At 37.4% G+C, this 14517-nt stretch carries 12 protein-coding genes; 1 reads left to right on the top strand and 11 read right to left on the bottom strand.

Annotation, left to right across the window (positions count from 1 at the left end; translation table 11 throughout):
• Window positions 1-40: 40 nt before the first annotated feature.
• The 11 genes from GQR52_RS18970 to GQR52_RS18920 all read right to left on the bottom strand — a co-directional run bounded on the left by GQR52_RS18970 (window position 41) and on the right by GQR52_RS18920 (window position 12400).
• Complete coding sequence (locus tag GQR52_RS18970) at window positions 41-532, bottom strand: hypothetical protein (protein ID WP_165729454.1); 492 nt, start codon at window positions 530-532, stop codon at window positions 41-43.
• Window positions 525-857 carry a hypothetical protein gene (locus GQR52_RS18965; RefSeq protein WP_024592020.1) on the bottom strand — a complete coding sequence of 111 codons (333 nt, stop codon included), beginning with the start codon at window positions 855-857 and terminating at the stop codon, window positions 525-527. Before GQR52_RS18965 ends, GQR52_RS18970 begins: the two co-directional genes overlap by 8 nt.
• A 154-nt stretch (window positions 858-1011) precedes the next feature.
• On the bottom strand, window positions 1012-2538 hold the full coding sequence (tssC, locus tag GQR52_RS18960) for a type VI secretion system contractile sheath large subunit (protein ID WP_024594497.1): 1527 nt from the start codon (window positions 2536-2538) through the stop codon (window positions 1012-1014).
• A 10-nt stretch (window positions 2539-2548) separates the two neighbouring features.
• Window positions 2549-3070 (bottom strand): type VI secretion system contractile sheath small subunit, encoded by a 522-nt coding sequence (gene tssB / locus GQR52_RS18955; RefSeq protein ID WP_165729453.1) that lies wholly within the window; start codon window positions 3068-3070, stop codon window positions 2549-2551.
• Between the two features lie 76 nt (window positions 3071-3146).
• A complete protein-coding gene (locus GQR52_RS18950; RefSeq protein ID WP_165729452.1) occupies window positions 3147-4718 on the bottom strand; it encodes a TssA family type VI secretion system protein in 1572 nt (523 codons plus the stop codon).
• Window positions 4715-5707, bottom strand: coding sequence for a type VI secretion system-associated protein TagF (gene tagF / locus GQR52_RS18945; protein ID WP_007584486.1), 993 nt, complete (start codon window positions 5705-5707; stop codon window positions 4715-4717). Before tagF ends, GQR52_RS18950 begins: the two co-directional genes overlap by 4 nt.
• A gap of 11 nt (window positions 5708-5718) precedes the next feature.
• Complete coding sequence (gene tssM / locus GQR52_RS18940) at window positions 5719-9390, bottom strand: type VI secretion system membrane subunit TssM (RefSeq protein ID WP_165729451.1); 3672 nt, start codon at window positions 9388-9390, stop codon at window positions 5719-5721.
• 8 nt (window positions 9391-9398) lie between these two features.
• Window positions 9399-10121, bottom strand: coding sequence for a type IVB secretion system protein IcmH/DotU (gene icmH, locus GQR52_RS18935; RefSeq protein WP_007584493.1), 723 nt, complete (start codon window positions 10119-10121; stop codon window positions 9399-9401).
• A 15-nt stretch (window positions 10122-10136) separates the two neighbouring features.
• Window positions 10137-11477, bottom strand: coding sequence for a type VI secretion system baseplate subunit TssK (tssK, locus tag GQR52_RS18930; RefSeq protein ID WP_165729450.1), 1341 nt, complete (start codon window positions 11475-11477; stop codon window positions 10137-10139).
• A complete protein-coding gene (gene tssJ, locus GQR52_RS18925; RefSeq protein ID WP_165729449.1) occupies window positions 11477-11944 on the bottom strand; it encodes a type VI secretion system lipoprotein TssJ in 468 nt (155 codons plus the stop codon). The genes tssK and tssJ overlap by 1 nt, the downstream gene beginning before the upstream one ends.
• A gap of 21 nt (window positions 11945-11965) precedes the next feature.
• Window positions 11966-12400, bottom strand: a complete 435-nt coding sequence (locus GQR52_RS18920) for a hypothetical protein (RefSeq protein ID WP_165729448.1) — start codon at window positions 12398-12400, stop codon at window positions 11966-11968.
• A 336-nt stretch (window positions 12401-12736) separates the two neighbouring features.
• Here GQR52_RS18920 and GQR52_RS18915 point away from each other — a divergent pair.
• Window positions 12737-14517: contractile injection system protein, VgrG/Pvc8 family (locus tag GQR52_RS18915; protein ID WP_277344681.1), on the top strand; the 1781-nt coding region annotated here is incomplete at its 3' end.

Raw genomic sequence — 14517 nt, 5'->3', positions numbered from 1 at the left:
AATATGTCCCAAGTTGGATGCAACCAACTTGGGGCAATTTTTACAAAGACGGATTATCTAACTCTAGTATTAACGACATCGCGTCAAATGGAGTTTGCAAAACAGCTAACTTTTCGAAGTGTTGCTGTACACTTTTAGGTAATTGCTTAAACTTATACTCTGCGTCTAATTCAGATACCCAAGTATTTGAAACAAAGCTATCAATATCACCAATATCCTTACTTAATGTAACTGTTTTGTAAAAGTAACCTGCTTTTAAATAATTTTCGTACTGAACTTTCATGCAAGTACTCAGCGCAGAATAATGCATATAATCAATAGCTGTCTTTGTCATCTCTAAGCTAATACCATCATTTTGTAACTCAGTACTGCTTACTTTATTCGCATTTGAAAAACATTTATCCATCTGCTTTTCAAATGCGACTGTTGCTAGCTGTAGCTTTTTCTTCGCAAAAAAAACTTTATTATCACTGGCCACTGCGTTTGCAATGCAAACCAAAAACAAGCTGAACATACACAATATTCTAATCATTTTTACAACCATTTATCATTGCCTTCCAAAATTCTCGCTCTTTATAAGAACTACTATTTCTATAAGCACTATATGAAATTTTTTGTAGCTCATATCTTTTAATTTTTGACACTGAGGATAACGACTCAGCCATCAAAGCAAAATCTGTATTAGATATATTAAATTGTGCGACCAAGGCCCCATTACCTACAAAAATTGCAGCTAGACTACCGAAGCTTAGTGCTTTTGTAAGTTGATCTGTATGTCTAGTAAGTTCTCTAGCTTTATCTAAATACTCTAGATTTTTTTTAGAAAACTCCAATCCACTTAAATTTGGGCACTTCATTTTTAAACTCCTTTTAATGTCCCAAGTTGGTTGCAACCAACTTGGGGCAATTTTTTAGACTATAAGTCTTAATCCTTTATGTACACCAGCCAACTACTCACCAAATAGACGCATTTGATAGTACTTAAATCCGTTTCATTGGCGGCGTAGCAGTTCATTTTTCGCCAGGCATTTGCCCTACTAGCGCTAAACGAACATCAATCCCTTCAACTTGGAAATGAGGTACAATGTACGTACTTACTCTGTAATAACCAGGGTTACCTGGAATCTCTGCCACAGTTACTTTTGCATCTTTTAGCGGATGCGTAGCAATAAGAGATTCATCTGGGTTGTTCATTTTAGTTACTAATGCGCCAAGCCAATCATTAAGCTGCTGCTCTAATTCATGACGAGGTTTGCTTGAACCAATATTTTCACGTTGTAAAACCTTTAAGTAATGCGCAATACGCGATACTAAGAAAATATATGGTAAGCGTGAGTTAATTCTTGCATTAGCTGTTGCTTCATTTGTTTCAAAAACCTGCGGTTTTTGGGCACTATTAGCTGAAAAGAAACATGCAAAATCTGAATTTTTATAATAACTAAGCGGTATAAAACCTTGATTAGCAAATTCAAGTTCTTTAGTTTCAGAAATCAGTACTTCAGTTGGTATTTTAGTTTCTACACCTTTACCAGCTTCAAATGAATGCAGCGGAAGATTATCAACTTTACCACCTGATTGCGGCCCACGAATATTTACAGCCCAACCATTATCATGGAAACTACGGATAATGTTTGCAGCAAATGCAAATGTTGCATTACCCCATAAGTAACGCTCATGATGCTGCGCACTTACATCTTCTTGGTAATTAAAGTTACGAAGAGGATTTGTCTCACCGTAAGGCAGACGTAGTAAAAAGCGTGGGAATGCTAAACCAATGTAACGAGAGTCTTCTGATTCACGGAAGTTTTTCCAACGAAGGAACTCAGCGCGTTCCATGTAAGAACCCAAATCTTGGATTTTAGACACTTCTTCCAATGAGTCTTTAAGAAAAAACTTAGGACCAACACTGCCCATAAACGGACAATGCGCAGCTGCAGATACACGAGATATTTCTTGCAGTAACGATACATCGGGTGCCGAACAATCAAATTCAAAGTTCGAAACCATTGTAGATACTGGCTCACCACCTGGCGTATCGTAATCTGAGGTATATACATGCTTGTATAGTGCAGATTGCGTTGTATCTGGCGCCTCTTCAAAGTCATCTCTTAGAGTTTCTTTATCTACATCAAGCATTTCTATTTTAATATTAGCGTTGTTAGGCGTACGGCTAATTAAGTAGCGTAACGAGCGCCATGCTGATTCCATTTTTTGAAAATTTGGATGATGTAAAATTTGGTCTAACTGCTGAGAAATAATAATGTCTACTTTTGCGATGTAATCATCTAAAAGTAATTTATCAATTCGCGTTACTTCTTGACCGCTACTGCTAGCCATATCTAAAAATACATTTATAGCTGCTGTTAAGCGCTCATTTGCACGAGTTTCGGCTAGGTTGCTTGCATCTCTGAATGAATCAAGTTTGATTTCATCTGAAACTGGAGAAATATCAACCATTCCACATATATTTTCATAAGTAGATAAAGGAGCTTGCTCCGTGGTATGCGCGGCAACATTTAATTGTTCTTGCATTGACATGGTAATCTCCTTATTCAGTTATTGGTTGTTTTTCATCTTCAGAAGCCAGCGGCGCAATTTCATCCAGTTTAGCTTTTAATTCATCTAGCTCTGGTTGATTTTGTAATACACGCTCTAATTCTTTACGAAGTGATGAGTTATCTAATAAATTAGATTTAAGGTCGCGAAGTAAATTACGCATAGCCATCATTTTATTAAGCTCTGGCACTTGAGAAGCAACTGATTCTGGGTCAAACGATTTAAAAGAATCAAACTCAAGGTTTACGCTAATTTCGCCCTCACCTTTAATTTTATTTGCTACCTGAAAGTTCGCTTTAGGCGCCATATCTTTAAGCACTTGCTCAATATTATTTTTATTAATTGTTACGCGCTCACGCTCAGATAGTTCTTGGCTATTTTGACCATTTGAGTAGTCACCAATTACTAGCATTTTTAATGGCAATTCACTTTTTTGTGAAGCGCCATCTGTATCAAGCTCTAACGAAATATTGATCCGAGCTCTGGGGATCTCTTTTTGAAATGTATCACTCATGTTTTTTCCTTTGCAGTTTGGTTATCTACCGACTCAATTCCAATTAAACCTCGACATATTAGTCAAGCCCTTGTAACTAAACCCACGCTAATGCTTGTGCTGGGTTAGTTACCATCATTTGCTGACTAATATGTTTAGCAGCTAAACTCATTTCATCTTCTGGCGTTTGTGACAAACTTGCATAACACTGCTTGGAAAATCGCCATACTTCCATGCAAAAACATTGTTGCCATTGCGCTAAATCATGCGCTTTTATTTGTTTTAGTAACACCCCTAACAACGCTAAAGCATGTTCGTAATGCTCAGCTTTTATTAATAACTTAGCCTTTAATAATTGCGCTTGAGCTTTGTCAAAATCGTTTAAAATATTTATTTGATCGACTTTAATTAATGCCGTCGATAACTGCCCTTTTTCGACGTCTTGTATTAACTCGCTATACTGCTCATCAAACGCACTACTTTGAGAGCTAACAGACTCTGTTTTTGCAGAATGTGATAACTCTTTTAAAAACTCTTTATTTACAGATGAACATAACGGGCTTCCATCGTCATACTGTAGGGAAACTAAAGCAGGAAACTGCTCATTTAAATTCACTAATTGTTGTTCAAGCCAATGAACAAGCGGCAATTTATTTAATTTTTTTAATGCATTTAAACTAAGTACTTGAAGGTTTAAATTAAATTGCATAGCTCCTTCCATAAATAACCCTTCGGCTAAATTTAAAGCTTGTTCAGGTTGATCACTTGCCAATGCATTTTCAATTGGAGCAAATGCTGCAGCTCTTGGAGCGGGTAAACGCGTTTTTCCATTTTCGTTAGCCGGTAATGCCAATCTTGTCCAACGTGCAGCTCGCGATAACTTTATTACTCGTTCAATGTTATTTTGTTCTTTATCAAAGTTAAGTAGCTGCCTAACCGCACTTAAATACGCTGTATCTGAGGCAATATCAGCATTACCAATACTAACCTGGCTAGCAACTGCGGCTGGTGCCGAATTATTAGTTTCTGATTTTGGAGCCGTTACAGCTGAATTCTCAGCTAATTTTTGCTCTGTGCTAATCGCTTTTTCTTCTTGCTCTGGTTCAGCTACAGGCACTGGGTTTCGTTTTTCTTGTTCTTTAGCCCACTCATTCAAAGTCGATAGAGGGCCAGATTCGTTATCTAGCAACCCAACACACTGCTCGTTGTATTGGGTTAAAGCAGCTATAAGCTCAGGCCATTGCTCAGCGTTTGTATTATGGCCTTGGGCAACACCTTTTAAACGCTCTTGCTGTTGCAAAAACCATGTATTGACTGCAGCGCGCATTCTGGCTTTTAGTGGGTGTACCTCATCCGTATAAGTAGTCAACAAACGATTAAATAACAATAACGTATGCGTTAAACCTGTAACCCCAAACTCACTTGTTGCAGCTAGTGCTAAATAACTTACTATGCGTAAATCTTTACTTTGAGTGTTGAGTAAATCGGATGCTTGTATAAACATCACTTTAAAGTCAACTTCCCCCACCCCTGATGAAGATGCTTTTAATGCTTTAAATGTTTCTTCATATTTTAAATCTTCTCCACACTTGTTCCCCGGCAGAGGAGCACTTAATGCTTCAAGCCATTCAATCCAGGTGGTATGTGTATGCGGCGCTTTATTACTCATGATTTACACCAACGACGAAGTGCATCGTAAACACTCACGTTATCCATATCAGCAAAATTAAGTGTTTGTGAAGACGGCTGTTTTTCTACTTTTAAATTACATAGATCAACAATATCGTTTGTTTTTTTATCGTATTCCCACACACTATTAAAGTATGACGCTGGAATAGGCCTACAAAAAATAGTTAAACTAGGCGCTTGATTCTCATCACCTAACTGATAAAAAAACCAAGGCTGCCAATTATGATCTGCCACCATAGATGCAACTAAGTGCAACCAAAACCCGGCAACTAAGGCACTTTCATGACTAAAACTAGGCATTGGTAGGCGAATACCAAACTGACTTCTTAAACACCCTCTATTAGCGATAGATTTAAGCACAGCCGATAGCTCTTCAATTAAAATTGCTCTTTTAGCAATATCGTTCAGGCCTAAATGCTGCCAAAAAACGCTCATCGGAATAGTTCTAAGTTTATCAAGCTCTAGAGTTAAGTTTGGTTGCTGTTTAAGTGCATCAGCTACACGGTTATAATCTTGTGCTTTTTGCTCCATTTCATTAATACTGGCAGCTTGTTTAATATTTTCATTTACACCTAAAAGGTGCTCTATTACTTGGCTTGCAAATAAAAATAGAAAAGCCGGGTGACGCTTATATGTATCAAGCCCACTATGTACAAAAGAGCTAAATGGGTAAAACCGACCACTGCTATCTTTACTTGGCTGCAAAACGCCAAGTAAACCACCATCATCAGCATTACCCGATATAAAAAACAACGACTTAGTTCCATTCAAGTGGCTTGTATCCGTTGTTTTTCTACCACGGTTTAAATGTGCAAAGCCCTCTTGCAACCAATGATCAAATCCAACCGATTCTCTAGATGAAATATTAAGCTTTACAAAGTCTGGTCTTATTGGTGTTTTACCCATAAAACCAAAGCTGTGTTGCTTAACCAGTGTCGGTGTTTTCTTTTTAGTAAATAAATTAAACATTGCTAGGCGGCCTATTGCATCGTTCGCGATTGCGATTGAGCCAAACTAGGGCTTTGCGAAAACAAAGAGCTTGGTAATGCAAACGACGTAAGCATGTATTTTGAAAATATACCGCTGTTGCGACCTGATTTAAGAGAAAACTGCACCGTTAACGGCTTTTCAGATTTATCTTTTAATTCCCATGTTGCTAAAAATTCTGTGCCTTTAATCCACTTAACACTGGCTGAGTTAAGCACTTTTAGTAGTGCCCAAGGTCCGTCTTGCTCAATAGAAATGCGGCGCCCTTTGTTATCTAAACCATACAGAACCGCTTTTTCTGCTGCTCCACGGCCAGGCCACGAAAAATTACGCCATTCTTCAGGCTCATTACGATAACGATAACCTTGCTCACTAAAGCCTAGGTACGTTTCACGAATACCTCGGTGTGGAACCGGCATCATTTGAAAAGTAAAACCAGCACTATCAGCACCACTAGAGAACAACGAACGAGTTACTTTATTTGCTTTAGTTAAACCATCAAGTAATTGCGCGCTAAAACCAATACCTACACCGTTCCATTGTTTTTCTTCCCATACACCGCGGCGTACTTTCATAAATGGTTTGAGTTGGGTATTAATAAAGCTCCATAAAATCCCAGATTCAGAATTCAAAAACTCAGACACATCTGCTATAGCAGCATCAGGGCCTGTTAAGTTAAACGGGTATTTACCAGCTAAACTACTGTTGTACATAGTATAAACTTGGTTTTCCCATTCTTGATTAAGCTGAGTACGTGCTTTTGCCATGACAGTCGCTATACCACCGTGAAGCGGGGCTTTAAATAGCTTATCTAGCGTTTCTTTAGTTTGAGGGTCTAATGCTCGGGTTTGGCTCTCAATAATAATCCACGAAGACTGCAATGCATTACTTTGGCTGTTACCTGAAAGCAAGTCCTGCGCAAATATCATTGCTTGAGCATCATCTTCATTACTCGCTGCCATAGCTTTAATGTCTGAATGAATGCTACTTAATGAACTAATGTACTGCCTTAAGTAATCAGAAGAGTTTTTATCTTCATTAGGCTGCGCAAAACGTCTTAAATCAGCAAATCGGCTTTCAAGCTCTGGCGCTCTAACCGTACTCATTTGAGTAATTGTGGGTGTATTTAAAGCTAATTTATTTGCAACATCAGCAGCCGTCTTACCTATTGAAGCCTGGCTTTTCAAAGGCGCGTCAGCAAGCGTAATATTGTCGTTAATTAGTTTCATTAAATCGTTAAAAGGGCCGTCCATCGATGAAAGGCGTGCAAAATCAATACTTGCATCGTTTAGATCTCTAAATGCAGGTACTTTTATGCTATCTATAAAAGCGAACCAGGTATTGCCGTAGTCTTTAAAGTAATATGCACGCATAGCCTTTGCCAAGGTTTCAGCTTGTGCTTCGTCAACAACATTTTGACCATTTTCATCGCTTGAACCCATAACCCAGTCACCTGAGAATACCAAACGTGAAATACGTTTAATCTCTGGGAATACATATTCCTGCCAACCTAAGTTTGTATAAACATACGGGATTTTATACTTACTTTTAAATACATCACGATTTTTAGAAATCATAAAATCGTTTAATAACAATGGCTTTTTACGTTCAGCAAAACTTGTAATTACTTGTTGATATAACGGGAAAGCCTCTGGCTGGGTATTTAAGTTATCGCGCGCGAGTGCTATTGATGTTTCGTTAGTTTGCCAAAATGCAATTTTACCTGGTTGCTCTATATCGCTACCCATATTTTGTAGGTACATATCAACTAAGCTACTCAGTTGTGTATAAATTGGCGCTTGCTCTTGTGCATTTATGTCTATATGAAAATGCTCAGCAATAAAATTAAGCAATTGCTCTTTAGCAAACTCCGTTGAAATATGCTCAGGGTTCGTACTCATCATTAAATGCATTTTTAGTGCATCATAATACTGCTGACGAATAGTTGCTTTTGCTTCATCTTCATTGTCAAACCACTGAGTTTCGTACTGCTTTATTTGTGCAAGTAGATGTTCTTCACCTGGGTAAGTAATAAGTTGATTCATTTGATTAAATAGTACATTTGCAACACTATTTAAGGTTTCATCACCTTCATAAATACCAAATATAAAATACCACGGAAGTGAATCTTCGTAAGTTTTAAGCTGACCATAGTGCTCAAATAAAGCTAGCGTAGCCGCGAGCTTTTGCTCATCTTTAGCCTTACTTACATTAGCTTCAACAACAGCTTTTACACGTGATTCACCTTGATTAAGTAATAGTTGATTACTCGTGTATGACGTAATAAGAAGTGCTGTAATTGCGGCAATAGATGCCAAGCCCGAAGTAACGGTTAAACCTTTTAACCAGCGTCCTACTAACCGTTTTTTTCTGTTTCCTCGCGTTAAATCCTGCAGCTTAAAAATAACATCATTAAATACGCGGTTAATAAAATAACTTTGAGTAATACTTTCTTGTTTTTGGTCAACTACAACCGCACCAAATTGATCTCGTACACCATTAGTAATGCGTTCAATAGGCGTTCCTTCTTGCGTACCCGATGTAAAATAAACACCAGCAAACCAAGGAACTTCTTGATACGGATTAGACTTAAACAGCAAGTTAACAAACTCAGTTAACTTAGTTGAAGCCGATTGAAATTGGTTAGGAAAATCTAGTATTAGTTGCTTACGATGCTCATTGCGCTCGCGTGCAACTTTACTTAATCGTTGCTCGCACAGTCGCTCATATAGCTCCTGCATACGAACTTCAAACATTTCCGCAGGATCATTTTTTTGATCTTCACTAATATCGAGTAAGTAAGCACCAAATACTTGCTCACGCTCTTTTTCAGATAAGTCGCTAAAAAAAGGTTCAAAACCACTTATTAAGTCAGTTTTAGTAAAAGTAATATATACAGGAAAGATAACGCCAAGTTGAGTAATTAGCTCCTCTATACGCTCACGTACTAATTTTACATGTTGACGAATTTCTTCACTGTCGGAAGTTAATACATCTGCAACGCTAATAGCCACCATTACGCCATTTATAGGCAGCTTTGGCCTGTATTTTTTAAGGAGCGCTAAAAATGACAACCACTCTTTGTTTTCTGACTGCTCAGTTGTGTAACGCCCTGCTGTGTCAATTAAAATAGCTTGATCTGAAAACCACCAGTCACAATTGCGCGTTCCACCAAAACCTTGGATATGCAATTCACTCGAATTAGAGTAAGGAAAATGTAAGCCCGAATTTGCAAATAAAGTACTTTTCCCTGTAGCCGAAGGGCCAATAATCATATACCAAGGCAAAGCGTATAAAGCGGTATTACCACGATAACCCGCACCTAAATGAGATGCTTTTAAAGACCCCAATGCTTCTTGCATTTTTTCTTTAATTTCGCTTAATTCAGCACTCGAACCGGCATTATGACTTGCTAATTCAGAAGCTAACTTATCGCCTGAGCGCTTAGTCCATAACCAACGAATAAAAATAAATAAAACAAAAACAGCGGTTACAGCACCCATCGCAATTAATTTTTTATCGGTAGTATCTAAACCCACCATGCGACCGGCAAACCACACAATACTCAAAACGGCTATAAAGCCAATAAGTTGACCCGTTGCACGCGATGATACCAAGCCCAATAAAAAATGAACTAAACCGCTTTTATTAACTCTTCCCTGCATTGTGTTACCTATCGTGTTTCGTTGGTTTTATTGAGCTGAGTCAGCACTTCAATTTGGTTGTCTATTACCTGAGTACTCTGCGTTGCTTGCTTATTAATTACATAATGAAATCCAGCAAATAATGAGGCAATAGAACCCAAGCAAATAGCCAAAATCACCCAATAAGGAATATTACGCCCCACCTTCATAGCAAACCCTTCTGCAGGTATACCGTTATCAGATAATTGAGAACTCGGTGTTCCTTTTATATCTTCAATTTGAGCTCTAACATCAACAATTAACGCTTTTAATTGCTCAATGCCTTTAACTTTGTAAATGCCTTCAAAGCCAAGCTGCAGACAAATATAATAAACCTCTAATGCAGCTAGCTTTTGCTCTCCGCCGGTACGCAACTTACCTAAACGTTCAAAAAATTCTTCACCAGCTCGGTTGTTACCAAAAAATTCAAGCTGTAGCGGTCGAGACATCCAATCCATTCTAAAATGAGCACCTGAACTCATAACAAATTCATCACACATAGCCGTAAGAGCAAACTTAACTTCTTGCATTAAACTTGTTGTTACCTGTTGCGAGTAACAATTACGCTCATAGTCATCAAAACTAGTTAGTAAATTTTCTCTAAACTCTTCAAGCTCTAAGTTAGTAGATTGCTTTAGTTTTAATGGTGTTAGCGCATTAATTACAGGCGAAATACACGCGACTAAATCTTGTTCTTTTTGTGCTTCTTGCATAATTTCAACTCAACGTTAATTACGTGCTACGGTAACAATTTCAATTTGTGCACTTTGCAATCCAAATGGTACAAATAGGCTTAATGATTGCTCTTCAATAATTTGCTGCCAAATGAAACCATGCGACTCAAGCCTGAAGTATTCATACCCACTTTTTATGGCCAGCTTATTCGGAGGTCGCTGACAATGCGTTAGTTGTACACCCGCTAAAGCAGATGAAATCATGATATCGAGCTTTTCGCTTGCTCCAACTTTTACTTGGTCACTAAATGTTTCAATCCATTTTGTGTCTTCAGATTCAAAATACACAGCTAAATAAAAGTCGTTATTTGTAAAAGTGGCAGAATCAATAGTGGCAACTTGATAAATAGCGTTAGAGGTTTTTTCAAGTTTCAAGCCCACCATTTTCTTAGGAACAACCCCTTCAAGTAAACGAGTTAATAGGCCATCAAGCTGACCGAATACATTACTTAAATTTTTATGCTGGTATGGTGGTACTTGGTTAACTAAATCGCTGTGCTCAAACATTGAAACTGAACTAATTAAATCAACAAGCTCACAATACAAACGTTCCGGATGAACCAATGACAAGTTTTTAAGATGATCTAAACGCTTGGCTGATGGAGCCATTGCATTAAGTAACAAAAATGTATTCATTTCATTTGGCCCAAAGTCAGTAACTGAGCCATAATTTTTACGTCTACTAAGCAGCACGTTAACTTTTGCATTAACTAAATTAGCAGTTCTGTTTAATAATTCAGTCAAATAAGCAGACGCACTAATATTTAATAAAGGAGGCACAAACTGTTTATTTAAAACAAATGATCCATCTTCCGAGCGACTTATTTTCAAACAGGCAATGGTGTCAAAATAAGTTTTTACATCTGAGTCAGACAGTAATATAAATTTAGGTTTTGCAACTAATACCTCACGACTACGCGACGCATCATGATTATCTTCTAAATCAATATAATCCGCTTCATATGCGCTCAATTGCCCACTCGCCGCATAACCTTCAATATTGCTAACTGTTTTATTTGCAGCAATAGCAATATAAATAACACTCTCTTGGTGGTTATTATCAAGCTCTAGTTTTAAATCATCTTGATGTTGACGATCGAAATCAAGCAAACGGCCATTTTCTAAAAGTAGCTTAAAACTGGTCACTTTTAATATGCCGCGAGCAAGTGCTGATTCATCAATAGCAAAATGCTGTAAACCAAATGCCAACGGTGATATTAGCGCTTGACGTACAACCTGATTTTGATCGTGATAATCGTCAAATAGTTGAAAATGTTGCTGGGCAAGCAAAACACCTTCAGCCCAAACGGGCTTTGCGGGAGCTTTTAAATTCATTACTCAGCCTTATCCACGCCAGGTAACTGAACTTCGTTATTGGTAACCAAAACATCTAATGATGTAGATAACTTAACAGGGCCATCTGCAAGCGGGTAATACGCTTTCCAGTTGTCTCCACTGCGGTCTCTAAATAAAGCCACAATAGCAACAAATCTTGCATTTTCAGCCTGTTCAAACTTAATTTTAGATTGTTCAGAAGGGTGAATTGTTCGCTCTTCTAATGTAATTAAACTATTAGCTAAAACTGACTTATCTGACTTCCATAATTCTTCAAACGTAGCTGTTTTAAAGGTTTGTATATCCGACAATTGATATACCTTTAAAACGACTGGTAACGCTTCATCAAATTGGTTTAAATTTAAGTTATCTGTTGCCTTAACATCTAAACTTACGTTAGTACTCATACAACCAGTTAACATTATAGAAAGTGATAAACCTATAATCGCATTTAAAATAAAGCGCATTTTTTACCTCAATAAATATTTTTATTTAAAATTAAAATTAGTTTTGCAAAGAGTAGCTTCATAAACTGGGCAAATAACTTTATTGAATCTTACATTCGCACAATCAGACCATTTATTAGTTTTAAAAAATCCGAACAAGGTCTTCTTTCTGCTTTTTTCTTGAGAATCAACTAGCAAAGACTGCGTAACAACATCATCTATAGACATAATTAACTTAGTATTTATTAGCGAAAGCTCTTTTATATAAACAGAAACATCACCGTTAATTAAAGTAACTTTTTCATTGCTTTTAGGAGGATTATTTAAAAAAAAGAAAAAGTGTTCTATAGAATTTTCAGAAAAAACGCGATGGGCAGGAATACCTACCTGATCTAGCAGCGAAGAAACGCTGGCAGTAAGTGACCAAGCTAAGGAGTACAAGCTATTTATTTGATTTATAAACTCTTTTTTATTCACAACATGCTCCTTGTCATCAGTTAAACTAAAAAACTCTTAGTCTAAGGCTAGTAATAAATCCATTTATTTGGCGCATAATACAAACACCTAACCGCTATTGTCAACCTATATAAGGTTTAAAATATTAGAATATTAATGCGATTTACGAATTAGAATAAACATTCTAAAAAACAGTTATAAATGAATAATACGCAATAAAACAAAACAATCCCCATTTATGAAACAATCAAAAAGATAATTCAATTTATTTTTAGAGTTACAATTATCCAGTTGATCATTAACACACAAAAAGGTATGTTTACGCCACTAATTTTACCGAGCAGGGATTGCAACGTTTTGACTAAATCTAATTTTTTTTTGAAGGTTAATGACAAAGACTTTAATGTTACTTACCTACATGGCTACGAAAAAATTAATAAAGGCTTTAGTTATTTACTCACCGTTGAATCTTCAGTAAAAATCAATACAGATATACTACTTGCTAATGCCAGTGTGATTTTTGTTAATAAAAATAAAAGATATAGAGAACAATGCGGCCTGATTACATCTGTAACCAATATGGGTGTATTCAACAATCTACATCGCTTTAAAATAAACATTCAAGATCGATTATCCACCTTAAAAGACACCTCAAACAGTAAAGTCTTTATTACCGTAAACGTACAAGATGTATTAAATTACTTAGCACAAAAAGCAGGTTATTCATCAGGACAAATCGTTTTTAGGACAAGCTCCGCCTTACCGCATTTAAAGCAATGTGTGCAAGCAATGGAAAGTGACTGGGCCTTTTTTAATCGCTTGATGTCTCAGCATGGTCTTTTTTACTGGATTGAAAGTGAATCAAACACCGAAACACTTGTTATAAGTGACAGCAACCTCAATAGCCCCTACTTAAGTACGGGTGTATTAGAAGTTAAAGCAAACGCGGGGATGAACGCCCAGTACTGGGGTAACTTTGTCGGCTTTATGCACAGTGAAGTAACACAAACCTTATATAATAATGCAGCGCAAAGTAATGCCCATGGACAATTTCAAAAAGTAGCCAGTAACAGTCAATCTTTTTTCGAGCCTGCTGCAAACTCAGACGCCGAAGCATCAGCGCAAACACAAAGCTTTAGCAATGCATTAGCCACACACAATAAACAAATTACGCTTACGGGTAATGTATCTGATGTATTTGCAGGCTGCTCAATTTCGCTTGACGATAATATGGGGTTTGCTAGTGGTGATTTGCTATGCATTGCAATAGAGCACACCCTTAATCAAGCAAATGACGAAAGCAGCCATGAAGGTGAAACGCACTATCACTGCGTAGCGCAATTTATAGAGCGAGGCACACCTTACAAAGCAATGCCGGAGCCTCATACACCTAAGCCTATGGTATTTCCAGCAACCGTAGAATCTCTCACAAGTAATGCATTTGTAGATGAACACGGCCAATACCGTATTCGTACCGAGTTTGATAAAACAGCTCGCCCAGTAATTCAATCAAGCCCTGCACTAAAAAAACTAGCGCTATATGCTTGTGAAAATCAACCTCAAGCCACTGGCTGGCACTTTCCACTCGTTGGTGGTTCTGAGGTACTTATTGGGTGTATTAATAACGACCCAAATAATACATTTATAATGGGTTTTGCACTAAACGCCGACCAGCCAAGCGTAGTTACAGCCGCTAACCCAACGCATAATCGCTTATTAAGCGCAGCGCAAAATGAACTCATGTTTGATGACGATAAAGATGTACCCAAAGTCATCTTACAAACACTCGCCAGTGAGCACTATATTGAATTAAATGCTATAAAATCAGGCCGCCAATTTATTCAATGGATAAGTCAACTCGGTACTATAAATTTACACGCAGGGCGCGACCTGTGCCTTGAAACCGAACAAAACAATGTTCAGTTTGTTATTAAAAACAATCAATTTATTGATGTTAAAAATACCGTATCGCAAACCACAACTAACAACCATGTAAATTATCAAAGTGGTGGCAGCCAGGCGTTCAGTGGTAAAAATGCAACCCTTACGAGCGAGAATGAAATATCACTCCTCACCGGACGTGCAGTAAAAGTGCATGCACAGAGCGACATACTCCTTAAAACCAATAACAGCGACTT

The sequence above is a fragment of the Pseudoalteromonas sp. 31A1 genome, from assembly GCF_011378815.1.
GTDB lineage: Bacteria > Pseudomonadota > Gammaproteobacteria > Enterobacterales > Alteromonadaceae > Pseudoalteromonas > Pseudoalteromonas arctica.
The sequence above is the reverse complement of the archived record's forward strand: the minus strand, read 5'-3'. Positions and strand labels throughout refer to the sequence as shown.